Genomic DNA, 26,145 nt, shown 5'->3' on the forward strand with positions numbered 1-26,145 from the left:
AACCTCTACCTAGAGCCTGTGCTAATGCTCGGAATAGCGGATCAATGACGATAATAAAAAGAGGGGATGGTCATGGAATGCAAACATGGGGAGCGGGTCCGGACCCGCGTGTCGCGGCTGGCCGCCGCCGTGCTGGTACTGAGCGCCGCCTTCTGGGCTGGCGTGGCCGGCGCGGCGGCGCCGGTGAAACTGGGGCTGAATTACCCGCACACCGGTGAATACCGGGAAGAAGGGCTGATGCAGAAGCGTGGCGCCCTGATGGCGGTGGAAGAGATCAACGCCGCCGGAGGCGTATTCGGCCGGCCCCTGGAACTGCTCGACCGGGATTCCGCCTCCCAGGCGGATCGGGCCCGCGCCAACGTGGACGAGCTGGCCGCGGAGGGGGTGGCGATGCTGTTCGGCGGCTCTTCCAGCAGCGTGGCCATCGCCGCCAGCGAGCAGGCCCGGCGCCACAATCTGCTCTACTTCGGCACGCTCACCTACTCCAACGACACCACCGGCAAGGACGGCCACCTGGGCATGTTCCGGGAATGCTACAGCGCCTGGATGGCGGCCCGCGTGTTGGGCGATTACCTTAAGCGGGAATACGGCGACAAGACCTACTACTACGTCACCGCCGACTACACCTGGGGGCACACCACCGAGGCCTCCATGCGCGAGCTTACCGGCACCACCGATGAACGCCGCCATGGTTCGGTGCTGGTGCCCTTTCCGGGGGGGCGCTATCACGAAATCCAGGAAGCGGTGAAAGCCGCCGCCGAGAGCGACGCCGAGGTGTTGGTGATGGTGCTGTTCGGCGAGCAGATGGTGCATGGCATGACCATCGCCCAGCAGATGGATCTGCCCAAGCGCATGCAGATCGTGGTGCCCAATCTCACCCTGAGCATGGTGGAACAGACCGGTCCCTTCATCATGGCCGGCGTGATCGGCGCCGCGCCCTGGACCTGGAACGTGCCCTACGAATTCGATTACCCGCGCGGTCGCCAGTTCGTCGAGCGTTTCTCGAAGCGCTACCGCACCCGGCCTTCCACCTCGGCGGCTTCCGCCTACAGTATTGTCTATCAATGGAAGGATGCGGTGGAGCGCGCCAACAGCTTCAATACCGCCTCCGTGCGCCGGGCCCTGGAGGGTCACCACTACAGTCTGCTCAAGGACGAACAATACTGGCGCGCCTTCGATCACCAGAATGTGCAGTCGGTTTACGCGGTACGCATCAAACCCCGCGATCAGGTGATGCAGGACGAATACCGGCAGAATTTCTTCGAAATCATCAATAGCATGTCCGGCGACGACGCGGCACCGGCACATCAGCAATGGCTGGCGGAACGGCGCCGTCACAACCGCCCCGAACAATTGGAATAGGAGACCCCATGAGCGAACCCTTCCGGTTCCGTTTCCGGGTCCGCTACAACGAATGCGACACCCAGAAGGTGGTGTTCAATGCCCGTTACGCGGACTACGTTGACCTGGCCACGACTGAATTCATGCGCGCCCTGGGCCGCGATTACAACGCGCTGCTGGCGCGCGGCCTGGACAATCAGGTGGTCAAGCTGACCCTGGAATGGCGCGCCAGCGCGGTGTTCGATGATGTCCTCGATGCCCGTGTGCGCGCGCTCAAGGTGGGCAATACCTCTTTCGTGCTGGAGATGGATCTGGCGCGGGTCGCGGATGGCACGCCATTGTGCCGCGCGGAAGTGGTGTACGTGATGATGCGCACCGAACCGTTCGAGAAAACCCCGGTGCCGGACGATGTCCGCGCCGCTCTCGAGGAGGGGGCGCCGGAGGTGCTGGTCGATCAGAGCGGTAGCTGATCGCGACGGAAGCCGCTCCTACAGTAGCGGTCGTAGGAGCGACTTCAGTCGCGATCTCCGGAGCCCCGCTCATGGTGGCCGGTGTTCACCAGCCACCGTTCGAACTCTTCCAGGGACACCGTGACGCTGTGTTCCCGTCGCCGTGACCGGGAAGGGCGGTAGTGTTCCTCGTAGTGGTTCAGCCGTAGCCGGCCATCACCGGTGAGGCTGAGCCGCCGCTCGCGGTAAATCAGTCGGTCGCTGCCGCGCTCCTGATGGCGCGACAGAACCAGGGTTTCCACTTCCTGTTCGCCGATCATGGCGCCTCGGCCCCGGCCGGCGTGGGCCGCTGTTCCGGTGACGCCGTGGCATCGTCGTTGGCGGCTTCCGGGGCCACCGCGCCGACCCGGCCCTCGAACACCAGCTCCGCGCGCCGACGGGCGATGTAGTCGCGCATCGCCTGGTAATAATCCGGGCTTTGCTCCAGGCGGTCGGTCAGCGGCAGGGCCTGATAGCGATTGTCCAGGGTTCCGGCCACCCGCTTGCCGGTCTTGATGGTGTCCACGGTTTCGCTGTCGGTCTGGCCGAACGGGTCCAGGAACAGCCCGATCACCCGGCCCGTGGCGTCCCGGCTGTTGCTGGAACCGAGCAACGGCAGCTCGATGATGGGGCCGTCACCAATGCCCCATACGCCCAGGGTCTGGCCCATGTCCGCATCGTGGTAGGGCATGCGCCAGTGGGAGGCCACGTCGAAAATGCCGAGTACGCCCACGGTGCTGTTGGTCAGGAATCGGCCCAGGGTGTTCGCCGAACGGCGGCCGTTGCCTTGCAGCAGGTCGTTGATGAATACCCCGGGTTCACTCAGGTTGGTCACCACGTTGTGCACGCCGTCGTTGACCGGCTCGGGTAACCAGCCATAGGCGGTGGCCAATGGCTTCAGCAGCCAGTTGTCGACCACCCGGTTGAAACCGAACAACACCCGGTTCACCGGCTCGGCGGGGTCGTGCACCGCTACCTCACCGGGGGGCGCGGCGGGATTGTTATCGGGCGTGTGGGCGCAGGCGCCCAGAAAAATCAGCAAAAGGCCCACGATCAGCGGGCGCGTCCGGGCAGGCGGGCGTCGTTCAATCACGGTGGCTCAACTCCATCACCGGCTTTGGGAGAGCATTGAACACTAGAGCCCGCGTCTTGCCCGGGTATGTCCGGTTGATTGCCACGGCGACACTTTATTGCCGGATTGAAATATTTGTGTTCACCCGGGGTTTGATCGTACTTTTCTAGCGGATTGAATGTTTCCAACGGACACCGCCCTTGAGCACGCTTCTGATCGTCGATGACGACGCCGAGATACGTTCGCTGCTGAAGCGCTTTTTCATGCAGCACGGTTATCGGGTGGCGCTGGCCTCCGACGGCGAGGCCATGTGGGCCGCATTGCGTCGTCACCGGCCGGATCTGGTGATTCTCGACCTGATGCTGCCCGGCGAGGGCGGCCTGGATCTGTGCCGGCGGATGCGCAATACCTGCCCCACGCCGACCATCATGGTCACGGCCATGGATCAACTCAGCGACCGTATTGTCGGGTTGGAGCTGGGCGCTGACGATTACGTGGCCAAACCCTTCGATGCCCGGGAACTGCTGGCGCGGGTACGGGCGGTGCTGCGCCGCAGTGCGGTCAGCGCGCGGGATCATGGGCCACGGGTTTCATTCCGTGGCTGGCGGGTGGATCAAACCCGCCGCGAGCTGCGCACACCGGACGGTGTCATGGTGCCGTTGTCCAATGGTGAATTCGATTTGCTGATGGTGTTTCTCGACAACCCCCAGCGGGTGCTCACCCGGGAACAACTGCTCACCCTGGCGCGTGGCCAGGGCCACGAAGCCTTCGATCGAAGCATCGATGTTCAGGTCAGCCGGCTGCGCCGCAAGGTGGAGCAGGACAGCCGTAACCCCACCATCATTCGTACCGTGCGCAACGGCGGCTATCTGTTCGATTGTGCCGTGGAACGGGGCTGATGCGACCCCGGCGGCGGGATACGGTGGTGGGCTGGATCGCGCTGACCATCGTGCTCGCCATGGCGGTGTCGCTGATGTTGAACATGCTGTTCATCGAACTGGCCGGGGTGTGGGCGCGCCCGGCCCTGGATCGCACCAATCTGCTCAGGGAGGTGGCGTCGCTGGCGCGGGTGCTGGAAGCGGCGCCGTCGTCGTTGCGACCGGCGCTGGCGGAGGCGGCCACCAGCCATGACCCGGATTACCGGGTGCGCTGGAGCCCGGATCTGGCGACCCTGGACCTGCCCCAGGGCCCGGACCTTCGTTTCCATGATGGAACCGATACGCTGCGCGAGCACCTGGGCCGGGAGAACGCGGGGGTCTGGGTGGTGCAACCGGAAGATCGTAGCGATGACGACGCCGACAAGGGCTATCTGCTGGCCCTGGAGCTGCGTGACGGCAGTTGGGTGGCGTTCATCGCGCCGCGCAGCTGGGGGCTGGAGCCGGTACCCCGGGCTCTGGTGACGCTGGTGCTGGTTCTGATTTCCACCCTGTTGGTGGCCTGGGTGGCGACCCGCCGCCTGGCCCGGCCCTTGCAGGCGTTCACCCGCGCGGCGCGCCGGTTCGGCGCCGATATTCAGGCGCCGCCGATACCTGCGCAGGGGCCTTATGAACTGCGTGAAGCGACCCTGGCGTTCAACGCCATGCAGGCACGGATTCAGCGGCTGGTCGCGGATCGCACGCAGATGCTGGCGGCGATTTCCCACGACCTGCGCGCGCCGCTCACGCGCATGCGCCTGCGCGGAGAGTTCGTCGGTGACCGCAAGCAGCAGAGCCGGCTGTTTCGGGATATCGATGAAATGCAGGCAATGATCAACGCCGCCCTGGTGTTCTTCCGCGACGATACGCTGAAGGAATCACCGACCTGCTTCGATCTCGGCGAGTTGCTGCTGACGCTGGTGGAGGACTATGCCGACCAGGGGTTACCGGTGAGTTGCGAGGGAGGTGGCAGGCGGGTGCATTTCGGCCGGCCGGGGGGCCTGAAACGGGCGCTCACCAATCTTATCGACAACGCGCTCAAGTACGCCGGCGCGGCGACCCTGGAGCAGCGCCATGAGGGCGGGCAGGTGATTCTGCGGGTGTGCGATCGCGGCCCGGGTTTGCCGGAGACCCAGTTGGAGAAGGTGATGGAGCCGTTCTACCGGCTTGAGCCTTCCCGTAACCGTGCCACCGGCGGCGTCGGCCTCGGCCTAGCCACCGCGCGGGCGTTGATCGTCGAGGAAGGCGGTACCCTGACGCTCGGTAACCGGGCCGGCGGTGGCCTGTGCGCCACCATCCGGCTGCCCGGCGGCGATTAAGGCCGCCGGGCTCCGCTGGCCGGATCAGTCGCTGACCTTGAGCACCACCTTGCCCTTGGCGCGGCGCGAGGTGAGCGCCGCCAGGGCGTCCTCGTACTGTTCGAACGGGAACACCTCGCTGACGCGGGGATCGATCTTGCCCTCGGCGAACAGCTGCATCAGCTCCTTCACGTTCTGGATGTGCTCCTTCGGCTCGTGCTGGGTGAAGGCACCCCAGAACACGCCGACGATGCTGCAACCCTTGAGCAGAGCCAGGTTGGCGGGAATCCTGGGAATTTCACCGGCGGCGAAGCCGACGATCAGGAAGCGGCCATTCCAGGCCATGTTGCGCAATGCCGGCTCGGTGAAGCGGTCGCCCACCGGGTCGTAGATCACGTCGATGCCTTTCGGGTAGCGGCTCTTGAGCGCCTGCTTGAGGTCTTCTTCGCTGTAGTTGATCAGCTCATCGGCGCCGGCTTCCTTGGCCACCTGCAGCTTGTCGTCGGTGCTGGCGGCGGCGATCACGGTGGCGCCCATGGCCTTACCCAGCTCCACCGCGGCCAGGCCCACGCCGCCGCTGGCGCCGAGCACCAGCAGGGTTTCCCCGGGCTGGATGTTGGCGCGCTGCTTGAGCGCGTGGTAGCTGGTGCCGTACACCATGCTGAAGGCGGCGGCGGTTTCATCGCTCATGCTGTCGGGCACCGGAATCACCCGGTTCTCGGCCACCACCATTTCCTCGGCGAAGGCGCCGTAGCCGGTCAGGCCCATGACCCGCATGCCGGGCTTCAGATGTTTCACATCCGGGCCCACTTCGACGATCTCGCCGGCCATTTCACCCCCGGGGGAGAACGGCAGCTCCGGTTTGATCTGGTACTTGCCCTCGATGATCAGGGTGTCCGGAAAGTTCAGGCCGGCGGCCTTCACCTTTACCTTCACCCCGTCACCGCTCACCTCCGGCGAGGGCACGTCCTCGATGACCAGCTTGTCCGCCGGTCCCAGTTCCTTGCACAGAATGGCGCGCATGCGTCTCTCCCGAACTTTAATACAGTGAAACGGACACGCTAAACCCGGGCCCCGGATTAAACAAATGCATAAGGCTCATCAGGGGGCATGAATGGAATGAATAAAGAAAAGCGATACAGGCGGGCAGGATACAGGATGCAGGAACGGCTCTACGCCATCACTTCATCTTGTATCCCGGCCGCCAGGCCGCTATCTATCGATGGTTGGTGAACTCCACCACCTGCTGGAAGGTGGGCCGGTTCTGCCAGTGAATACCCGGCACCGACGACAGGCCGATGGCCCGGTGCTGGATGTTGTCGGCGCTTTCGTCCACGTCCCAGTTGTCCAGGTTGGCCAGCCCGCCCAGGTCATCCAGGGCCTGGCTCAGGCTCCGGGCGAGGGCCTGGCGGCAGCTTTCCACCTGCTCGCTGTCGGCGCAACGCAAGGCCCGGTAGGGCGTTTCGCTGGTACCCAGCGCTTGCTCCAGCACCCGCTCCAGGTAGCCGTAGTAGCCGCTTTGGTATGCCGAGCCCATGTTCCCGGGCTTGTTGTCGCGGCCCATCAGTGAGCGGTTGTGGCCGCCCACGTCCTCCACGGCGGTGAGCTGGGGCAGCAGGGCGTCGATCATGCGCGGATACCAGGCGTCCATCAGCGCCACCGCCGCTTCCGCGTCGTAGTCGCCGTCGCCGTCCCGGTCGCGCCGGAAGGCGCCGCCGGCGACCCAGTCACGCATCAGCTCCAGCACCGAGGCTTCGTCGCCGGTAAGCGGCGTGGTTTCCAGCAGATCAAGCGCGCGCGGCAGCACCTCCTGGCCACGCAGGTCCACCACCGCCGCGTCGCCCATGGCCTCCACCAGGTTGGCCAGGGTCACGCCGCCTTGATCCACCAGGTCGCTCAGGCGGACTTCCAGCATGTCGTTGCGATGGGTGGGGCCGTAGCTGGCGTTGGCGTCGGCGGCCCACCAGTCCCGGGCCGGGCGATTGTTCCAGCTCGCCAGGTAGCCGCGTGCCGGATTGGCGTCGTTGGGGTGCGCCTCCAGGGGCAGGAAACCACGCCAGTCGAATTGCCCGTTGCCCCAACTGGGCAGTTCCGGATGCACGCCCGGTGCCCGTTGCGGATAGAGGCCGGAATGGAAAAAGGCAATGTCGCGGTCGTCGATGTAGAACCAGTTGAAACTGCCGGTGGTGTTGTTGAAGACCTCCTGGAAGCTGCGCACGTCGTGGACGTCGTTGCGGGTGGCCTGCATGAACGGCAGGGCGGTATCCAGCTCGGCGAAATAGGTGCTGCGCTGCCGGGTCAGGGCCACCGGCTGGCCGCCGACGGCGGCGAAGCCGATCACCGGGCCGTATTCGGCGGTGCGGATCACGCGCCGGTGCACGGCGAAGTTCTGCCCGATGCTGGCCGGGTCGTCGGTGGGCACCGCCAGGTTCCAGCGCGCCGGCCAGCTGTCCTCGATCACGTCGAAGGGCTGGCATTGTCCGTTCACCCGGTAGCCGCCTTCGCCGTGGGCCGGCGGTTCGGCGGGCTGGCACAGCGATACCGCGCGCACGTCGGTGAGGTCGGAGCTGCCCGACGTGGCGCTCCAGGCGAAATCCGGGCCACGACCGATCACCACATAGGGCAGGCCGGTGAAGGTCATGCCCCGGGTATTGATGTCGCCGCCATGCACCGACATTTCCAGCAGCAGTTGCGGCACGAAATAGCTGGTTTGCGGGCCGAATACCGCCAGTGGCCGACCGCTGGCACTGTGTTCGGCGGTCAGCAGCAGGGCGTTGGAAATGGCGTTGGGGAAGCCCTCGCGCAGACCGGCCACGCCGGTGGCCAGCCGTTGCACGCGTTCGCGCACGGCCAGGCGTTGTTCGTCGCTGAGCGCCCCCGGTGCCGGGCTCGCCGCCGGCTGGTCGTGGCCCAGCCGGTCCACCTCGATGCGCACGCGCGCCCAGCGTGCCGCCAGCTCGCCGTCGTCCAGGGACGACAGCGACAACAGGCCGCCGAGCAGATCTCCCACCGCCTCCAGCAGGCCGCCCACCACGCCGGTGCCGGGCAGCGCCGGCAGGTTGCCCGCCGCCGTGGGGCAGGTGTCCTGGCCGGGCCGGCCACAGGGGGCGGTGGTCAGGGGTTCGTAGGGCTGCCAGGTGCCGGCGTCGAACAGCACCGCGCCGGGGAAGCGTCCCGCCAGCTCGCCGGACAGCGGGCACAGATCCTGATCAATGGCCGGTGGTGACTGGGTAGCGAAAGAGCGGTCGGTGGTGACCGTTGAATCCGCATCGGTGGCATGGCGCAAATCCCGCCACAGATCACAAGCGGCCTGGTCGGAGCCGGTTTCCTGGCGCAACGCCTGGAGCAGCAGCACATTGGCCTGCTCGTTGCCGCCACCGCCGGCGAAGATGCCCTGGATCAGGGTGGCGATGGCCACCACGTCCTCGATGACGAACGGCTCCAGTTGCACGCCCAGGCCCAGATATTCGATGGGCGCTTCCAGCAGGCCGCTCTGTACCTTGGCCACGTAGTTGTTAAGCCCTTCCACGTAGTGAACCGCGTCCTGGTAGACCTGGGCCCCGTCGTCGCCGAAGCGGGCCACGGTGTTGGCGATCTGGGCGGTGCGGTCTTCTTCCCGGTAAGGCGCGTCGACGGCAATATCGCGGTCGAAGGAGAAATCCGCCGGGCCCAGGAAGCGGGACAGTTCACCGCGCCCGGCGCGGCGCAACACGTCGAGCAGGAACAGGCGGTCCGCGGCGGTCACGTAGCCAACGCCGAACAGAGCGTTGGCGCGGCTGTCACCGAAAATGTGCGGCACGCCGTAGTCGTCGCGCTTGATGGTCACGGTGCGGCCCTCGCCGCTGACCGTGATCTCGCTTTCCCAGGCGCCGCCGTCCGGGGCGCTCAATGGCGCCGACTTGAAGTAGCCGGTCAGATCGTTGTCGGTGAGCCCCTCCGGGCTGCGTACCAGGGCGTCGTACAGGCCCAATTGGTCGTCGAAGTGAGGTTCCTTGGTGAGCGCCGGTACCAGGCCGGTCTCCGCCACCAGGTCGTCGAGCAGACCGCTGATCAGGTCCGACAGCCCGGGAATGTCGGCGGTCAGGTTGCTCAGGCCACCGTTGTCGTCCTGACCCGGGGGGAGGATGTTGAGCACCCGGCCATAATCCGCGTAGGGGGCGCTTACCGTTGCCGGGCGGTCCTCGGGCAGGGCCGGCTCCTCCGGTTCCTGGGGCTGTTCGGGCTCCTGGGGATCGGGTTCGTTGGGCTGGGGGTCGGCGCCCCCGCCACCTCCACCGCCTCCGCCACAGGCGGTCAGCAGGCCCACCAGGATCAGCCCGAACAATAATGTGGATATTTTCATAGTGCCTCCGGATTTCTTGTTTTTCAGGGAGGGAGTTGGTTATGGACTGATCAGATTTGCACGAACGTGCGAGGAAGGGGAGGCAGTGCAACAAAAGTGCAGCGAAACGCTACCGGTTGTAATACCCGGGGCAGGAATCAAGAGGGGATTGTCGGCGAGGCATCGCGGCTGAAGGCGCTCCTACTAAGGAATGCTCCGATTCGAAGGAGCGGCTTCAGCCGTGATCGGCGTTGATCAGGGTTGCTTGCGTTCCAGATGGTCGAGCACGTTCTCGAGCCGGTCCACCAGCACCTTGTTGATGCTCTTTTCCAGCACCCGGCCCAGCTCGTCGTTGACCACCGCTTCGGCAAGCGGGCGGATACGGGTGATGAACTCCGCCAGCCGGGCCACGTCGTCGCCTTCCGGCAGGCTGTTGGGGCCGTATTTTTCGTCCACCAGATGCTCGACGATCATGTCGATGAAGCGCTCGGCGAGCTTGTCCACTTCACCGCGCACCAGGCGTACATGGGTGAGTACGGCGTCCAGGGGCACGCCGTTTTCCACCAGCTCCTTGCCGGCGTTGTAGATGCGCGGGTAGGGCACCCGCAGGCGCGTGCCCTCGGGGATGATGTAGCCCAGCGTCACCGCCTTGGTCATCACCTCGGGGGTGATGTCCTCGCCGAAATCGTCGATCAGATCCTGGTAGTCCAGGTAGGAGGGCACACTGGGGTTTTGCCAGGAGGTCACCGCCACCTCCAGGCCGAGAATATCATTGAGGTCGCGGCCTTCTTCCCAGGCGCTGAGCAGGTCGCGGATATTGTTGAGCGTGTAGCCGCGCTCCAGCAGGGCGCCGATGATTTTCAGCCGCGCCAGATGCACGTCGGTGTAAATGCCGGTGCGGCCGCGCTTCTCCGGCGGCGGCAGCAGGCCCCGGTCCTGGTAGGCGCGCACGTTGCGCACCGTCGAGCCGGCCTCGCGGGCCAGCTTGTCGATGGTGAATTCCTGGCGCTCCCGGAGCGCCTGATCCACCTCCGGGGTATCCGGAGCATTCTGGGTCAGGCGGCGCAGGATGGCCGCCGGGGATTTGCGGGAAGCAGTCATGCCGAAATCATAGACCGGTTCGTCTTCACGCGCCACGAACGGCGTGGCGACCCATGGGCGGGATGCCGGTTCACGGCGCCACGTCCAGCCGCGCCAGGCGCCGGGCCAGCGGTGGCGCCAGCCGGCCCAGCCAGCGCATGCCGCTGGCCTCCACGCTTACCGGCACCTCGGCCAGGTTGTCCCGCACCGCGCCAACGATTGCCCGGGCCACCCGGTCCGGGGTGAACCCCCGGCGCCGGTAAAGGCGCTGCGCCGCTTCGCGGCGGCGGCTTTGCTCCTCTTCGTCGACGCCGACGAAGCGGGCGCGACCGGTGATCGGGGTGTCGATCAGGCCCGGGCAGATCGCGGAAACGCCGATGCCCTGTTCCGCCAGTTCCGCGCGCAGGCACTCGGTGAGCATCAGCACCGCCGACTTGCTGGTGGCATAGGCGGGCAATGCCCGGGACGGCAGATAGGCGGAGGCCGATGACACATTGACGATATGCCCGGCCTTGACCTGATCGATCATCTGCCGGCCGAACAGCCGGCAGCCGTGGATCACGCCCCACAGATTCACGTCCAGCACCTGCTTCCAGTCCTGCACGCTGGTGTCCAGCAGCGGCCCGGCCAGGCCAATGCCGGCGTTGTTGACCACCACGTCCGGCGCGCCCAGTTCGCGCTCCACGTAGCGGGCCAGCGCTTCCATGGAGCGGGCGTTGGCCACGTCGGTCTTGCGGCTCAGCGCGGTGCCGCCGGCCTGCCGTACCGCCTCGGCGGTGGCCGCCGCCGAATCCGGATCAATATCGGTGCACAGCACGGTGGCGCCGCGCTCGCCGAACGCCAGGGCGGTTTCCCGGCCGATGCCGGAGCCGGCGCCGGTGATCACCACTAGTTTGCCGGCGTCCGGGCCGGCATCGGCGCGTACCCGGGCCCGGGCCAGACGGGCGCTCTCCGGCGCGCCTTCCACGTGGGCGATGAATTCCTTGAGATAGTCGGCGGTCACCGGGGCGTGGGTCAGCAGCGGGCCCCAGTGACCGGTGTTCAGCTCCCGGCGCCACAGCCGGCTGGTCCACTCCGGCAGGTTCTCCAGCAAACCCGGCCCCACATACCGGTCGCGGCGCGCCACCATCAGTTGCACCGGGATATTGGTGCGGCGTTCCCGGGGGCGCAGCAGACGCGGCAGCATGTTGGCGCGGTACAGTGCCACGCCCTGGGCGCCGTCGCGGCTCTGGGTGGCGCTGGGGCTGGCCTTCACGCCCTCGGTGCGGCGCAGCACGCCGGGCCAGGCGTCGCCCAGGCCCAGCTTCCAGGCCAGCGGCGCCAGTCCTGGCAGATGAAAGGCGCCGATGTACCAGCTCTTGGCCAGTTGTCGCAGGCTGGCCAGCGGGTCGCCGGCGGCGCGCAGACTTTGCCCGACATGGTCCAGGCAGGGGCCGGACAGCGTGGTATAGGAGGCGATACGGCGCTCCGCGCCGGGCTCGGTGACCGCCTCCCAGCTCTGGATCGAGCCCCAGTCATGGGCGACCAGGTGCACCGGGCGCTCCGGACTCAGGGCGTCGATTACCGCGAACAGATCGTCGCGCAGTTCGGCCAGGCGGTAGGCGGCCAGGGGGCGGGGGGCGGAGGAGGCACCGGCGCCGCGCACATCATAGGTGACCACGCGGTAGCCATTGCCGAGGGCATCGGCCAGGGCGTCCCACACCTCGCCGGTGTCCGGGTAACCATGCACGCACAGCACCGTGGGCGCGGCGGGGTCGCCACGACCCCGCACGGCCAGATTGATCCCGTCGCGAATCACCGTGCGGTGTTGCCACTGATCCATCATTGATCCTCTTTCGCGTTACCGGCGTGAGGGCCCATTCTGCGGGCTGGGCGCCGGGCGACCATTCGCCGGTGCGCCGGGGTGCGACCGTGAATGAGCCATTGGCCGATGTCAATTTTGCGCTCTTTTACCTTCTGGTGGGAGCCCCGTGAGGGGCGGTTGTGTTCTCGTTGTGCCCTGTATCGGGGCATCGTTCGCGACCGCTCCTTGCCGTGGCCTTCACCCGATGATGCCGCCGGCCTGCTTAGGGTCCCCCCGGAATCACGCTCCGCAAGGCGTACCGTTGAAAAATGAGGAGGGTAAGCGTGCCTACACACCGTCTACTGTGCGCGGGCCTCGCCGGCCTGCTGTCCCTGCTGATCCTGATGTTCGCGCCGCCGGCGCTGGCGGAACCGGCGACCGACGCCGGGCCGGCCTACGGTACCCTGGCGAACCTGCTTGAGGACGAGGCATCGCGCACCGCCCTGATCGAGGAATTGCGCCACCTGGAGGCGGCCCGCACGGAACCGTCTCCGGCGCCGGAAGGCACGCCGCCGCCGGCGGACATCGCCGCCGAAGCGCCCAGTAACCAGCGCCCTGAACAGGTTTCCTTCGCCCGCCGCATGGCTGCCACCACCGGCCATCTGGCCGCCAACATGGGCGACCAGTTCGCCGCGCTGGGGGCCGCTCTGGGCGGGCTGTTCGGCGCCGGCGAGGCGGTCGACGAACGCGCCGGCCTGGCGCCGGTGGACATGCAGGAAGCCGGCGCCGCCGCGGTCAACCTGGCGATTCTGGTGATCACCACCTTCCTGGTGTTCCTGGTGTTGCGCGCGGTGGCGCGCCCCTCATTCCGGGCTCTGAGTGGCTGGGCTCTGCGTGGCTCGGAAAAGTTCGCCATGTTGCGCACCATCATGGCCGTGGCGGTGGCCGCCCTCGTCGATGTGGTGGTGGTGGCGCTGGCCTATCTGGCCGGTGGCTTCGTGTCGTCGTTGCTGGTCAACGAGGTGAACGCCGACGCCACCCGTCTGGCCCTGTTCCTCAATGCCTTCCTGGTGGTGGAGTTGTTCAAGGCCGGCCTGCGCATGCTGTTTTCCTCCGGCTATGAAGGGCTGCGCCTGGTGCCGGTGGCCGCCGATCAGGCGCGCTATTGCAACCGCTTCCTGGCCAGCCTGGCGGGTTTCATCGGTTACGGCATGCTGGTACTGGTGCCGGTATTGAATTTCAACCTGTCGCCGACGCTGGGTTCCGGCGTGGGTACCCTGATCATGCTGCTGGCGCTGATTTACGCGGTGGCGGTGATCCTCCGCAAACGCACCGTCCTGCGTGACCGCCTGTTCGCCCGTGCCGAGCAAGGTTCCGGTCCCGGCGCCTTGCTGTTGAGGCTGCTGGGCCGCCTCTGGCACGTACTGGCCCTGGCCTATGCGGTGCTGGTGTTCGCGGTGACGGTGGTGGACCCGGAGTCGGCGTTGCCCTTCGTGGCCATGGCGACCCTGCTGACGGTGGTCTACGCCGGTCTGGGTCTGTTGATTTCCGTGGTGCTCAGTCAGTTGATCGGCAAGCAGATCCATCTTTCGGAGCGCCTCAACACGGCCATGCCGCGTCTGCAGGCCCGGGTGAATACCTATGTGCCCACCGGGCTGAAGATCATCCGCGCCCTGCTGCTGGTGCTGGTGGCGGTGCTGGTGCTGGACGCCTGGCGGGTCTATGACCTGGCCGCCTGGTATGCCTCCGAGGCCGGCGGTCGCACCGTAAGCGCGGTGATCGACGTGCTGGTGATCCTGGCGGTGGCGGCCCTGGTCTGGATCGGGTTGGCCAGCCTGCTTGAGCACAAGCTCAGCCCCAAGGAGGGCGCCGACCCGGCCGCGGCGGCCCGTGCCGAAACTCTGATGGGCCTGTTTCATACCACCCTTGCCATCGCCATCATCATCATGACCTCGATGATCGTGCTCTCCGAGATCGGCATTGATATCGCGCCGCTGATCGCCGGCGCCGGCGTGCTTGGCCTGGCGGTGGGTTTCGGCGCCCAGAAGCTGGTTCAGGATGTGATCACCGGTGTCTTCATTCAGCTCGAGAACGCCATGAACACCGGCGATTTCGTCAGCGCCGGCGGCAATTCCGGCACCGTCGAGCGGGTCGGCATCCGCTCGGTGGCCATGCGCGATCTGGCCGGCACCTATCACATCGTGCCGTTCTCGGCGGTGGGCGCGGTGTCCAATTACACCCGCGAATTCGGCAACCATGTGGGTGAGTACGGCATCGCCTATCGCGAGAGCATCGATGACGCCATCGTGCAGTTGGAGGCGGCCTTCGAGGAGCTCAAGGAAGGGCCCATGAAGGAGCACATCCTGGCGCCGCTGACGGTGGCCGGCGTCACCGCCCTGGCCGACAGCTCGGTGAACATCCGCGTGGTGATCAAGGCGTCCCCGGGCATGCAGTGGGCGGTGGGCCGTGCCTATAACCGGCTGGTCAAGAAGTACTTCGACGAGGCCGGCATCGAGATCCCGTTCCCGCACACCACGCTGTACTTCGGCGAGGACAAGGACGGCTCCGCGCCGGCCGCCAATGTGCGCCTGCTCGGCGACGGCAGGGTGGTGGATACCCAGGACGGTGGTCGCTGATCCGAGTTTGCCCTCTCCATCCGGGCCGTTACGCTATGGAGGTAGCGTCGCGCGCGATGAACAAAAAAAGCCGGCGTGAGCCGGCTTGGAAAACGGGATCGCCGGGGGGGACGATCACCGGGGGAAAGTGAACCGTCGCGGTCAGGCCGCGTCCTTCAAGGCGTGGGCCACCAGTTCGTCGAACTGCTCCAGGAACTGGCGGTTGTCGTGGTCCCAGGGGTGGAATCCCGGTTTGAACCAGTCCAGCCAGGCCTTGGCGGTGTAGCGGAAGATGCCCCGACGGCCCAGGCTGTGGCGCCAGACCGCGCGCCAGCCCTGGCGGTCGAACAGGCCGCCACTGACCCGTACGTTGTGCAGGTAGAACGGCAGGAACAGGGCGAAGAACACGCTGGTGGAAAGCACCAGGGCGAAGCAGCGCAGTGCATAGGCGGAAGCCTGGTCATCGGTGCCCACCGCGAGCTGGTAAACATCGAATGCCACCGCCTTGTGTTCGGTTTCCTCCAGAGCGTGCCAGTTCCACAGGGCCTTGTAGCCCTCGTCGGCGCCCTCGAGAATGTCCGGCAGACTCAGCAGGCCATCGGCGAGAATGGCGGTGAGGTGCTCCAGGGCCACGGTACCGGAAAGCTGGAACGCCTTGGGCGTGGATTTCTGGATGCTCGCCAGCAGGGCGGCCACCAGTTTTTCCTGGGCGGCGACCGGCACGCCGGCATCGTTGACGTATTGGTTGTATTCCTCGTGCTCGCGGCCGTGCATGGCCTCCTGACCGATGAACGCGGTCACCGCCGCTTTCAGGTCCGGGTCCTGGACGAGGTTACGATAGTGGCGCACGCTGTCGATGAAAAAGCGTTCGCCCACCGGGAAGAACAGGCTCAGGGTGTTCAGGAACTGACTCACGTTGCGCCCGTCCCGATGCCAGGACAGTGCCTTGCTGGCGTCCAACTTGAAGCGCAGGTTGCGGCGCGTGGGGAGAATGTTGATCGCCATGGTTCTGTACCTCTCGTGATTGTTACATTGATCAATGATACATTCTGGCCGCGATAGACGCTTGGCTTTACGTAAAGGAAGGAATGTCGTGACGGCTAATAAACAAAGTAAGGCGGATCGTTTACTTGATGCCCTGGTGGCCCATTTCCAGGAGACCCTGGACCCGGACCGGCTCGATGGCTGGCTGGAGGCGGAACTGGATTTTCTGCTTGAGCAGGCCGGGGCTCTGACCCTCAACGAGGTGGTGAGCGCCGACCAGATTCTGGATACCGCCCGCAAGTACGCGGTTGGCACCGAGTTGGGTGGTGGTATCCCGGAGCTGGTGGGGGAGATGGTGGAGCGATTCTACGATCAGGGTATTCAGGGCGAGCGCCGCATCGGCGAGGTGGTGGATGAGGCCACGGTGACGGCACTGGTGGACAAGGCCCTGGAAATTCCCCTGTCCCGGCGCGGCATCGGCTGGCTGAGCAGCAACCCGGTGTTGCTGGCGGTGCTGGCCGGTGGCACCCAGCTGGGCCTGAAAACCTGGTTCCACCAGGGTGTGCCGGAGTCGGTGCGGGGGCTACTCGGTCGGCGCGTGCCGGAGCGTTGGCGGGCGAGCCTGGAGTTGCGGCTGCAGGATTGGCTGCAGGAGCGGATGGCGGCGCTGCTGGCGGACCCGTGGCTGTACAGCGACGACAACCTGGACGGGTTGCGCGATCTGGTGCTGGTGGCCTGGCAGGACTTCGCCGAACGACCGCTGCGCGACCTGCGTGACCTGCTCGACAGCGAGGACATCCAGGAATTGTTCGTGATCGGTTACGACTTCTGGCGGGATTTCCGCCACAGCGATTATTTCGCCACCCTGCTGGACACCGGCGTCACCGCGTTCTTCGACAAGTACGGCGAGCACACCTTGCGCGAGCTGATTGACGAGGTGGGGCTGACCCGGGAGCAACTGCTCGATGACGCGCTGCGTTTCGGGCCACCGGCGGTGCGGGTACTGCGCGAGCGGGGCATGCTGGAGAACTGGCTGCGCCGGCATCTGGCGCCGTTCTTCGCCAAGCCGGAGACTCTGGCGATCCTGGGCGCCTAGCGGTCTTCGGCCGCCTCAGGCCGGCCCGTCACTGGCCTGGTGATGCTGGTGCTTGAGCAGGGTGAGTAGCTGATCCTCCGCCACCGGGCGGCTGATCAGGTAACCCTGGATGCTGTCGCAGCCCATGTCGCGCAGGATGTTCAGGTGCTGTTCGGTTTCCACCCCCTCCGCCACCACGCTCATGCTGAGGCTGTGCGCCATGTCGATGATGGCCCGGGTGATGGCCGCGTCCTCGGAGCTGTGGTCCAGGTCGGTGATGAAGGTGCGGTCGATCTTGAGGGTGTCCACGGGGAAGCGTTTCAGGTAGTTCAGCGACGAATAGCCGGTGCCGAAATCATCCAGGGACAGCCCCACGCCCCGTTCGCGTAATCGCTCCAGCAGCGCGATGTTCTGCTCCATGTCTTCCATGATCAGGCTTTCGGTGAGTTCCAGCTCCAGCAGGTGGGCGGGCAGCTCGGTGAGGTGCAGAATGCGGTCCACCACGTCCGCCAGGTTGCCCTTGCGGAACTGGTGAGCGGACAGGTTCACCGACACGCGGATATCGCCCAGGCCACGCCGGTGCCACTGTCTTGCCTGGCGGCAGGAGCGTTCCAGCACCAGCTCGCCGATGGCGGAAATCAACCCGGATTCCTCCGCCAGGGGGATGAATTCCGAGGGCGGCAGCAGGCCCATGGTCGGGTGCTGCCAACGCACCAGGGCCTCCACCGAGGAAATGGTGTCGCTGGCCAGGTCCATTTTCGGCTGGTAATGCACCACGAATTCGTTCTTGAAGATCGCCTTGCGCAGGCTGGTTTCCAGGGCCAGCTGTTCCACCGAGGCCATCTGCATGCCCATGCGGTAGAACTGGAAGTTATTGCCGCCGCCGCGCTTGGCCTGGTGCACCGCCATTTCCGCCTGGTTGATCATCGCCTGGGCTTCCTGGGCGGTGCTCGGGAACACGCTGATGCCAATGCTGGCGCCCAGTAGCAGCTCGTGGCCGTCGATCAGGAACGGCTTCTTCATCATGTTGATCAACTTCTGGCAGAGCACGCCAATCTGGGACTCGCCGCCGCAGTCCTCCAGCACCAGGGTGAATTCGTCGCCGCCCACCCGGGCCAGGTTTTCATCGTTGACGCCGCAGGAGCAGATGCGCTCGGCGGCTTGCTTGAGCAACCGGTCGCCGATTTCATGGCCCAGGCTTTCGTTGATCGGTTTGAAGCGGTCCAGGTCGATCATAAGCAGGGCGGCTTTTTCGCGGTTGAGCCGCGCCAGGGTCAGGGCGCGCTGCAGGCGTTCGCGGAACAGGGTGCGGTTGGGCAGGCCGGTAAGACGGTCGTAATTGGAGAGGAACTGCACCCGCTCCTCGGTTTCCTTTCGCGAGGTCAGATCCGAAAGCATGCCCACGTAGCGAATCACCCGCTGCTTCTCATCCAGCACGCTGCTGATCTGCAGCCACTCGGGGAACGGCTCGCCATTGCGGCGCCGCTCGCTGATCTCGCCTTCCCAGAAACCGGTGCGGCGCAGGGCCAGGGTGATGCTGCGGTAGACATCCCGGTTGCGTTCCATGTGCGGGTTGTCGGTCATGGTCAGGCCCAGTACCTCCGACTCGCGGAAGCCGGTGATTTGCTCGAAGCGGGCATTCACCGCCAGGAAACGGAAATGGCGATCGAGAATGAAAATGCCCTCCGGGGCGTTCTCGAACACGGTGGCCGCGAGCCGCTGTTGTTCCTGGGCCTCGCGGGTGGCGGTGATGTCCCGGCGGGTGCCGATCATGCGTAATGCGCGGCCGTTGTCGCTCCACTCCACCACCCGGCCTTCGTCCTCGATCCAGCACCAGGGGCCCTTGGCGTGGCGCAGCCGGTAGAGGGCGTGGTAGCGGTCGGTCTCGCCCTTGAAGTGGGCCACCATGGCGCGGCGGATATTGGGGAAATCGTCCGGGTGCACCAACTGCTGGAGATCGCCGAAGAAGTTGCGGAAGTATTCGCTCTCGTAGCCAAGAATGCGGTCGAAATTGGTGTGATAGTTGGTGCCGGTCTGCAGATCCCAGTCCCACAGGCCGATATTGCTGGCGTCCAGGGCCAGCTGCAGGCGCTCGCCGGTGGCGCTGAGTTCCTTGTTGGCCTGCTCCAGGGCATGGGTACGATCGCTGACCATGGATTCCAGGCGGTCGTTGGCCTCCTGCAGGCGGCGGCGCGCCTCCTTGCGCTCCATGATCTCCTCGGCGAGCTTCTCGTTGAGGGCCTCGGCGTTGGCCCGGGCGCGATCCAGGTAGTCGATCAGGGCGGTATTGCTGGTCTGCAGATCCAGGGCCTGGTGGGTGGTCTGGTTGATACGGCGCGCGGTGATGAACAGAAACCCCAGGGTCGCCAGCAACATGGCGGCCAGGGCCGGCTCATTATCGTGGGTGAGCACCAGTTGCACGCAGGCCGGCCCCAGCAAGCAAGTCTGATAGAGCAGCACGGTGGGCAGGTGGCTGCTATAGGCGGCCAGCGCCAGGATGCTCAGGCCGGTGCCCAGGCTGCTCATGGTCAACTGCGCGTAGAGCATGGATTCCGACAGAATGGTGTCGGTGGGGTTGAACAGGAATCCGGCGGCGCCCATGCACACCGCGCTGGTCAGAATCGACAGCGACACCCGCCACAGATCCCCGGGACCATTACCGTAGCCGGCCCGGGAGACCAGCAACCAGCCCAGCCGTACCGCCACCAGGCTCAGCACCGCCACCGTCCAGGCCACCAGCGAGAAGCGCGGCACCGGGGTACTCCAGTACGCCCACAGCACGGCCACGACGGCGAGGGATTCCAGCACGTTCATGCTCTTCACACCGGTGGTCAGGTGCTGGCACTGAGCGCGGATCACCGCCTTCTGCTGCTTGCTGGTATGTGGCTCGGATGACGTCGACACAGATTCTTCCAGGCTCGTGGCCTCGGGCGCCGCTCGCGGGGCGCGCCGGCTTTTTGTTTGGCAGTTTACCCAGCCCCATCGCTGAGGGAAACCGGATTGCGAGTTACCGTTCACATCTGCCGCGTCCGGGCGGCGGTTCTGATAAACTTCGGCGCCATGGATGACGTGACCCCCCTGATCGAAGGCCTCAACCCCGCCCAGCGTGACGCCGTGACCGCCGAGGACCCGCACCTGCTGGTGCTGGCCGGCGCCGGCTCAGGCAAAACGCGGGTCCTTGTGCACCGCATTGCCTGGCAAATCGCCACTGGCCAGGCGTCGCCGTTCGGCGTGCTGGCGGTGACTTTCACCAACAAGGCCGCCGCTGAAATGCGTGGCCGTATCGAACAGCTTCTGGACATGCCCGCCGGCGGCATGTGGGTGGGCACCTTCCACGGCATTGCCCATCGCCTGTTGCGGGCGCACTGGCAGGAAGCCGGGCTGCCCCAGAACTTCGAGATCCTCGATGCCGAGGACCAGCAGCGCCTGGTCCGCCGGGTGATTCGCGAGCTGGGCCTCGACGAGCAGCGCTGGCCCCATCGTCAGGCCACCTGGTTCATCAACGGCCAGAAAGACGAGGGTTTGCGCGCCGCTCATATGGATATCGGCGAGGGCGACCTTTTTCTTAAGACCATGCAGAGCATCTACCAGGCCTATGAGGATGCCTGTGCCCGGGGCGGGTTGGTGGATTTCAACGAGATGCTGCTGCGGGTGCTGGAGCTGTTCCGCGACAACGATGACCTGCGAGGCCATTACCAGCGCCGCTTCCGCCACCTTCTGGTGGACGAATTCCAGGACACCAATGCTATCCAGTATGCATGGCTGCGGCTGCTGGCCGGTGCCGGCAACTCGGTCACCATCGTTGGCGACGACGATCAGTCGATCTACGGCTGGCGCGGCGCCAAGATCGAGAACATTCACAAATTCAGCCGCGACTTCCCGGACACCCGCACCATTCGTCTGGAGCAGAACTACCGCTCCACGGGCACCATCCTGCAGGCCGCCAACGCGGTGATCAGCCATAACAGCGACCGCCTCGGCAAGGAGCTCTGGACCGACGGCGGGCACGGTGAACCGATCCGCGTATACGCCGGTTTCAACGAGGTGGACGAGGCCCGCTTTATCGCCGCCAAGGTGGAAAGCCTGGCCCAGGAGGGCATGGCTCGCCGGGAAATGGCGGTACTGTACCGCTCCAACGCCCAGTCCCGGGTGCTGGAGGAGGCCTTCCTGCAGGCCGGCATTCCCTATCGCATCTACGGTGGCCAGCGTTTCTTCGAGCGCGCCGAGATCAAGAACGCCCTGTCGTACCTGCGGCTGCTGAGCAACCGGCGCGCCGATTCCGCCTTCGAGCGGGTGGTCAACACGCCCACCCGGGGCATTGGCGCCAAGACCCTGGAAGCGTTGCGTCAGATTGCCCGGGAGCGCTCGCTGCCACTGTGGGACGCGGCGGCGGCGATGATCAACGAGCGCCTGCTCAGCGCCCGCGCCGGCAACGCCCTGCTGGCGTTCCTGCAACTGGTTGACCGTCTCGCCGAGGAGACCGCCGGGCTGGATCTGGCGGAAACCGCCGAACACGTGATCGCCGCCAGCGGCTTGCTCGAATTCCACGGCCAGGAGAAAGGCGAAAAGGGCCAGCAGCGCCAGGAGAACCTGCGCGAACTGGTCTCCGCCACCCGCCAGTTCGGCGATGAGGAAGGCGACGACGATCCCCTGGCCGCCTTCCTGGACCACGCCGCTCTGGAGTCCGGCGAAGGCCAGGCCGATGCCCACGAGGACGCGGTGCAGATGATGACCCTGCATTCCGCCAAGGGTCTGGAATTTCCGGTGGTGTTCATCTCCGGCGTGGAGGAGGGGCTGTTCCCGCACCAGATGTCCGCCGAGGACCCGGCCCGGCTCGCCGAGGAGCGGCGGCTGTGCTACGTGGGCCTGACCCGCGCCATGCGCGAGCTTTATCTCACCCATGCCGAGAGCCGCCGGCTTTACGGCAATGAGACCTTCAACCCGCCGAGTCGCTTCCTGCGCGAGATCCCCGGCGAACTGGTGGAGGAAGTGCGTGCCCGTGCTGGCGTCAGCCGGCCCATGGGCGGTGGCGGTGGGACGCTGCGCCAGGAGGACGCCAATGGTATTGTGCTGGGGGCGCGGGTGCTGCATCCGAAATTCGGCGAGGGCACGGTACTGCATTTCGAGGGCCAGGGCCCCAACGCCCGCCTGCAAATCAACTTCGATGGCGCCGGCACCAAGTGGCTGGTCAGCCAGTACGCGCGCCTGGAAGTGATCTGACACCACCCGCGATCAGTGGCATAACAACCAGTCGCACAACAACAATACGATCGGGAGATACCAATGGATCGTCGTAAATTCGTTTCCGCCCTGGGTCTGGGGCTTGGCGCCGCCGCGCTGGCCGGCTGTGGCCAGGATGACAACAACACCACCAAGGACGCCGCCCAGGCCGGTGCCGCCACCGACGGCGCCGGGAGCGGCGCCGCCGAGACCATGGAGTGGAAGCTGGTCACCGCCTGGCCGAAGAACTACCCGGGCCTGGGCACCGGCGCCAACCGCTTCGCCGAGCGGGTCACCGCCATGTCCGGCGGCCGCCTGAAGGTAAAGGTCTATGGTGCCGGCGAGCTGGTACCGGCCATGGGCGTGTTCGACGCGGTTCGTGACGGCAGCGCCGAAATGGGCCATTCCGCTTCCTATTACTGGAAGGGCAAGCACCCGGCCACGCCGTTCTTCACCGCCGTTCCGTTTGGCCTCACCGCCCAGGAAATCAACAGCTGGATGAACTTCGGCGGTGGCCAGGAACTGTGGGACGAGCTGTACGGCGAGTTCGGCATCAAGCCGCTGCCCTGCGGCAACAGCGGTACCCAGATGGGCGGCTGGTTCCGCAAGGAAGTAAACAGCCTGGAGGACATCAAGGGTCTGAAGATCCGGGCCCCCGGGCTGGCCGGCGAGATCATGCAGCGCATCGGCGCCACTCCGGTTCAGATGCCCGGCGGCGAGGTGTTCACCTCCATGCAGACCGGTGCCCTGGACGCCGCCGACTGGGTCGGCCCCTACAACGACCTGGCGTTCGGCCTGCACAAGGTGGCCGATTACTATTACTACCCGGGCTGGGCCGAGCCGGGCGCCATGCTGGAAATGATGATCAACAAGGACAAGTGGGAGGCCCTGCCGGATGACCTCAAGGCGATCGTGAAGAGCGCCGCCGAGGCGGAAAACCAGCACATCTATGACGAGTTCACCGCCCACAACGCGGAGGCGTTGCGGCAGTTGGTGGACGAGCATGGCACCCAGCTGCGCCGTTTCCCGGACGAGGTGCTGATGAAGCTGCATGAAACCAGCGAACAGGTGATCCAGGATCTGGTGGCCGGCAACGATCAGGCGCGCCGCATCTACGAATCCTACAAGAGCTTCCGGGAGTCGGTGGTGCCCTATGTGGCGGTGGCCGAGCAGTCGGCGCTCAACGTCCGTTCCATGGTGCTGGGCCAGAAAACGCCCTGAGCCGACAGGCGCCCTTCGGGCGCCGATTTTTCAGTCCCTGGGCACCGAGCGGGTGCGGCCGTTCTGGTCGATGGCCACGAAGGTGAAATGCCCCTCGGTGACCTTGGCCAGCTCACCGCTGTCCTCCACGATCCACACCTCCACCAGAATCTGCATGGAGCTGCGGCCGATGTCCTGCATGCGCGTGTAGCAGCTCACCACGGCGCCCACGGGCACCGGGCGCAGGAACGCCATGGAATCGATGGCCACGGTGGCCACCCGGCCTTTGGCGCGGGCGCGGGCGGTCACCGCGCCGGCCAGGTCCATCTGCGAAACCAGCCAGCCGCCGAAGATGTCGCCGTTCCAGTTGGCGTTCTCCGGCATGGCGATGGTTTGCAGGGCCAGGGTGCCCTGCGGCCGAGGAGTGTCGTCGTTGGTCATGTTATTGGAATCCGATGCGTGTCGTATGCGTTGATGTCGGGATTGTCTGAATCATAATTGTCCTAACCATACAGCACGCCCGGCAGCCAGGTGGCCAGTTGAGGGAAAAGGGCCAGGATGCCGAGCATGAGCAGTTGGATAAGGATAAAGGGTATCACGCCTTTATAGATGTGCGCGGTCGGCACTTCCGGCGGTGTCACCCCGCGCAGGTAGAACAGCGCGAAGCCGAACGGCGGAGTCAGGAACGAGGTCTGCAGGTTCAGGGCGATCATCACCCCCAACCACACCGGGTCCACGCCCATGGCCAGCAGCACCGGGCCGACGATGGGCACCACCACGAAGGTGATCTCCATGAAGTCGAGGATGAAGCCGAGCAGGAACACGATCAGCATCACCACCAGGATGGCGCCCACGGTGCCGCCGGGCAGGGCGTCGAACAGGTGAGCCACGGTTTCGTCGCCGCCAAAGGCGCGGAACACCAGGGAAAACAGGCTGGCGCCGATCAGGATCATGAACACCATGGCGGTGACGCGGGTGGTGCCGCGCACCGTCTCGCGCAGGATATGCCTGTCCAGCTGGCGGTTGAGGGCGGCCAGCAGCAGCGAGCCGAAAGCGCCCACGCCGGCGGCCTCGGTGGGCGTGGCGTAGCCCGCGAGGATCGAGCCCAGCACCGCCACGATCAGCAGTAGCGGCGCGACCAGGCCGCTGAGCAGGGAAGCGCTCTCGGGCACGCCGTCGACGCGGGCATCCTCGCGTTTCATGGCGGGGGCCATTTCCGGGCGCAGGGTGCTGATCGCCAGCACATAGAGCAGGTACAGACCCACCAGGATCAGGCCGGGAATCAGCGCGCCCACGAACAGGTCGCCCACGGACACCGTGTCCAGGGACCAGTTGCCCTGGCGTAGCTGGGCCTCCTGGTAGGCGGTGGACAGCACATCGCCGAGCAACACCAGGGCGATGGACGGTGGGATGATCTGGCCCAGGGTGCCGGTGGCGCAGATCAGGCCGGTGGCCAGCCGTGGGCTGTAGCCATGGCGCAGCATGGTGGGCAGCGACAGCAGCCCCATGGTGACCACGGTGGCGCCGACGATACCGGTGCTGGCGGCCAGCAGCGTGCCCACCAGCACGATGGCCAGACCCAGGCCGCCCGGGAATACCGCCAGCAGGCGGCCCATGCTGGCCAGCAGGCGCTCCGCGACCCTGGATTTCTCCAGCATCACGCCCATGAACACGAACAGGGGCACCGCCATCAGGCTGGTGTTCTCGATGATGCCGAACAGGCGACCGGGCAGGAAGGTCAGCTCGGAGACACCGAACTGGCCGGTAAGCAACCCGCCGATGCCGAACATCAGCGCCACGCCACCCAGGCAGAACGCCACCGGGTAACCGCTGAGCAACACCACGCCCACCGCCAGGAACATCAGCAGGGGGATCAACTCCATGCGTCCCCCTCATCCTCCAGTTCCGGCTCCGGCGCACGGGTGCCGGCCAGGGTCAGGCCGTTGTGAATCAACTCCGCCACGGCTTGCACGGTGAGCAGGGCGGGCAGGGCCAGCAACAGGCTCTTGAGCACGAACACCAGCGGCAGGCCGCCGTTGTCGGAGCGCTCCAGCCCGGCCCAGCTGCGCAGCACGTACTGGAAGCTCAGGGCGAAGATGGCGATGCACAGCGGCAGCAGCAACAACAGGGTGCCCAACAGGTTGACCAGGGCTTTGCGGCGGGGGCTGAAGTGCTGGTAGAAGACGTCCACCCGCACATGCTCGTCCAGGGCCAGGGTATAGGCCGCGCCGAGCATGAACAGGGCGCCATGCAGGTAGGTGATGCTCTCCTGGAGGGCGATATTGCCGATGCCAAAGCCGTAGCGGAGTACCACCACCAGCACCATCAGCAACACCATGGCCATGGCGAACCAGGCGCAGAAATGGCCCACCCCGCAGGTAAAGGCGGTCAGCCGCTGCTGCCAGCGCATCAGAATGCGTTGTTGTCGTGAAGTCAAAATTGCCTCGCCGGGTCCCGGGTCCGGCGCGAATTATACGGATGATGGGCCTTCAGGTCAGCAAACACGCGGCCTGCGCGTCATTTTCGTATCACTTTGGCCGGTTGGCGGCGGTTCCGGGGGGTGATTTGTCATCTTAGTGTCATTTGCCGGTTGCATACTGCCCCGCGACTGGAAAACCGGGTGGCGACCGTCGCGAACCGTGTCACAGTTCCACCGTGTCACATTGTTGCAATGGTCCTTGCCCACAATCGACCTCCCCTGGCCCGGGCACCGTCGGGGGATCCGGATCAGCGAGCCCGGGCAAGGGCGGCATC

The 26,145-nt window shown here is 65.8% G+C and carries 19 protein-coding genes; 8 read left to right on the top strand and 11 right to left on the bottom strand.

Features of this window, described 5'->3' with window-relative positions:
• Window positions 1–72 precede the first annotated feature (72 nt).
• Window positions 73–1,362 carry an ABC transporter substrate-binding protein gene (locus ACLD02_RS01555; RefSeq protein WP_203104121.1) on the top strand — a complete coding sequence of 430 codons (1,290 nt, stop codon included), beginning with the start codon at window positions 73–75 and terminating at the stop codon, window positions 1,360–1,362.
• Window positions 1,363–1,370: 8 nt separating this feature from the next.
• The gene (locus ACLD02_RS01560) at window positions 1,371–1,811 is read left to right on the top strand and encodes an acyl-CoA thioesterase (protein WP_203104119.1); all 441 of its coding nucleotides are present in this window, start codon (window positions 1,371–1,373) and stop codon (window positions 1,809–1,811) included.
• 44 nt (window positions 1,812–1,855) lie between these two features.
• On the opposite strand, the gene ACLD02_RS01565 is transcribed toward ACLD02_RS01560, so the two are convergent.
• Both ACLD02_RS01565 and ACLD02_RS01570 read right to left on the bottom strand, forming a co-directional pair.
• Window positions 1,856–2,110 (bottom strand): hypothetical protein, encoded by a 255-nt coding sequence (locus ACLD02_RS01565; RefSeq protein ID WP_203104117.1) that lies wholly within the window; start codon window positions 2,108–2,110, stop codon window positions 1,856–1,858.
• The gene (locus ACLD02_RS01570; RefSeq protein WP_410297761.1) at window positions 2,107–2,922 is read right to left on the bottom strand and encodes a VacJ family lipoprotein; all 816 of its coding nucleotides are present in this window, start codon (window positions 2,920–2,922) and stop codon (window positions 2,107–2,109) included. The genes ACLD02_RS01565 and ACLD02_RS01570 overlap by 4 nt, the downstream gene beginning before the upstream one ends.
• 179 nt (window positions 2,923–3,101) lie before the next feature.
• Here ACLD02_RS01570 and ACLD02_RS01575 point away from each other — a divergent pair, with 179 nt between their 5' ends.
• Window positions 3,102–3,800: a response regulator gene (locus tag ACLD02_RS01575; RefSeq protein ID WP_238400967.1), complete on the top strand. Its 699-nt coding sequence runs from the start codon at window positions 3,102–3,104 to the stop codon at window positions 3,798–3,800.
• The gene (locus tag ACLD02_RS01580) at window positions 3,800–5,134 is read left to right on the top strand and encodes an ATP-binding protein (protein ID WP_203104113.1); all 1,335 of its coding nucleotides are present in this window, start codon (window positions 3,800–3,802) and stop codon (window positions 5,132–5,134) included. Before ACLD02_RS01575 ends, ACLD02_RS01580 begins: the two co-directional genes overlap by 1 nt.
• Before the next feature lie 24 nt (window positions 5,135–5,158).
• Here ACLD02_RS01580 and ACLD02_RS01585 read toward each other — a convergent pair whose 3' ends face one another.
• The 4 genes from ACLD02_RS01585 to ACLD02_RS01600 all read right to left on the bottom strand — a co-directional run bounded on the left by ACLD02_RS01585 (window position 5,159) and on the right by ACLD02_RS01600 (window position 12,336).
• On the bottom strand, window positions 5,159–6,136 hold the full coding sequence (locus tag ACLD02_RS01585) for an NADPH:quinone oxidoreductase family protein (RefSeq protein WP_203104111.1): 978 nt from the start codon (window positions 6,134–6,136) through the stop codon (window positions 5,159–5,161).
• Window positions 6,137–6,329: 193 nt separating this feature from the next.
• A complete protein-coding gene (locus ACLD02_RS01590) occupies window positions 6,330–9,455 on the bottom strand; it encodes a penicillin acylase family protein (RefSeq protein ID WP_410297762.1) in 3,126 nt (1,041 codons plus the stop codon).
• 234 nt (window positions 9,456–9,689) lie between these two features.
• On the bottom strand, window positions 9,690–10,535 hold the full coding sequence (locus tag ACLD02_RS01595; RefSeq protein ID WP_203104107.1) for a MerR family transcriptional regulator: 846 nt from the start codon (window positions 10,533–10,535) through the stop codon (window positions 9,690–9,692).
• Window positions 10,536–10,605: 70 nt separating this feature from the next.
• On the bottom strand, window positions 10,606–12,336 hold the full coding sequence (locus ACLD02_RS01600) for an SDR family oxidoreductase (RefSeq protein WP_410297763.1): 1,731 nt from the start codon (window positions 12,334–12,336) through the stop codon (window positions 10,606–10,608).
• Window positions 12,337–12,641: 305 nt separating this feature from the next.
• On the opposite strand from ACLD02_RS01600, the gene ACLD02_RS01605 reads away from it, so the two are divergent.
• On the top strand, window positions 12,642–14,933 hold the full coding sequence (locus ACLD02_RS01605; protein ID WP_410297764.1) for a mechanosensitive ion channel domain-containing protein: 2,292 nt from the start codon (window positions 12,642–12,644) through the stop codon (window positions 14,931–14,933).
• 141 nt (window positions 14,934–15,074) lie between these two features.
• Here the strand turns inward: ACLD02_RS01605 and ACLD02_RS01610 are convergent, their stop codons facing one another.
• The gene (locus tag ACLD02_RS01610; RefSeq protein ID WP_203104102.1) at window positions 15,075–15,917 is read right to left on the bottom strand and encodes a metal-dependent hydrolase; all 843 of its coding nucleotides are present in this window, start codon (window positions 15,915–15,917) and stop codon (window positions 15,075–15,077) included.
• Window positions 15,918–16,005: 88 nt separating this feature from the next.
• Here ACLD02_RS01610 and ACLD02_RS01615 point away from each other — a divergent pair, with 88 nt between their 5' ends.
• Window positions 16,006–16,992, top strand: a complete 987-nt coding sequence (locus ACLD02_RS01615; RefSeq protein ID WP_410297765.1) for a hypothetical protein — start codon at window positions 16,006–16,008, stop codon at window positions 16,990–16,992.
• 15 nt (window positions 16,993–17,007) lie between these two features.
• Here the strand turns inward: ACLD02_RS01615 and ACLD02_RS01620 are convergent, their stop codons facing one another.
• Window positions 17,008–19,875, bottom strand: a complete 2,868-nt coding sequence (locus ACLD02_RS01620; protein ID WP_338015204.1) for an EAL domain-containing protein — start codon at window positions 19,873–19,875, stop codon at window positions 17,008–17,010.
• A 156-nt stretch (window positions 19,876–20,031) separates the two neighbouring features.
• On the opposite strand from ACLD02_RS01620, the gene uvrD reads away from it, so the two are divergent.
• Complete coding sequence (uvrD, locus tag ACLD02_RS01625) at window positions 20,032–22,191, top strand: DNA helicase II (protein ID WP_203104567.1); 2,160 nt, start codon at window positions 20,032–20,034, stop codon at window positions 22,189–22,191.
• 63 nt (window positions 22,192–22,254) lie between these two features.
• Window positions 22,255–23,412 carry a TRAP transporter substrate-binding protein gene (locus ACLD02_RS01630; RefSeq protein WP_410297766.1) on the top strand — a complete coding sequence of 386 codons (1,158 nt, stop codon included), beginning with the start codon at window positions 22,255–22,257 and terminating at the stop codon, window positions 23,410–23,412.
• A 30-nt stretch (window positions 23,413–23,442) separates the two neighbouring features.
• On the opposite strand, the gene ACLD02_RS01635 is transcribed toward ACLD02_RS01630, so the two are convergent.
• From ACLD02_RS01635 to ACLD02_RS01645, 3 genes are all read right to left on the bottom strand, one after another.
• A complete protein-coding gene (locus tag ACLD02_RS01635) occupies window positions 23,443–23,832 on the bottom strand; it encodes an acyl-CoA thioesterase (RefSeq protein WP_203104096.1) in 390 nt (129 codons plus the stop codon).
• A 62-nt stretch (window positions 23,833–23,894) separates the two neighbouring features.
• Complete coding sequence (locus ACLD02_RS01640; RefSeq protein WP_203104094.1) at window positions 23,895–25,274, bottom strand: TRAP transporter large permease subunit; 1,380 nt, start codon at window positions 25,272–25,274, stop codon at window positions 23,895–23,897.
• Window positions 25,265–25,828: a TRAP transporter small permease subunit gene (locus tag ACLD02_RS01645; RefSeq protein ID WP_238400965.1), complete on the bottom strand. Its 564-nt coding sequence runs from the start codon at window positions 25,826–25,828 to the stop codon at window positions 25,265–25,267. Before ACLD02_RS01645 ends, ACLD02_RS01640 begins: the two co-directional genes overlap by 10 nt.
• Window positions 25,829–26,145: the final 317 nt, after the last annotated feature.

Origin of the sequence: Alloalcanivorax sp. C16-2, assembly GCF_046507615.1 — a bacterium.
Classification (GTDB): Bacteria; Pseudomonadota; Gammaproteobacteria; order Pseudomonadales; family Alcanivoracaceae; genus Alloalcanivorax; species Alloalcanivorax marinus_A.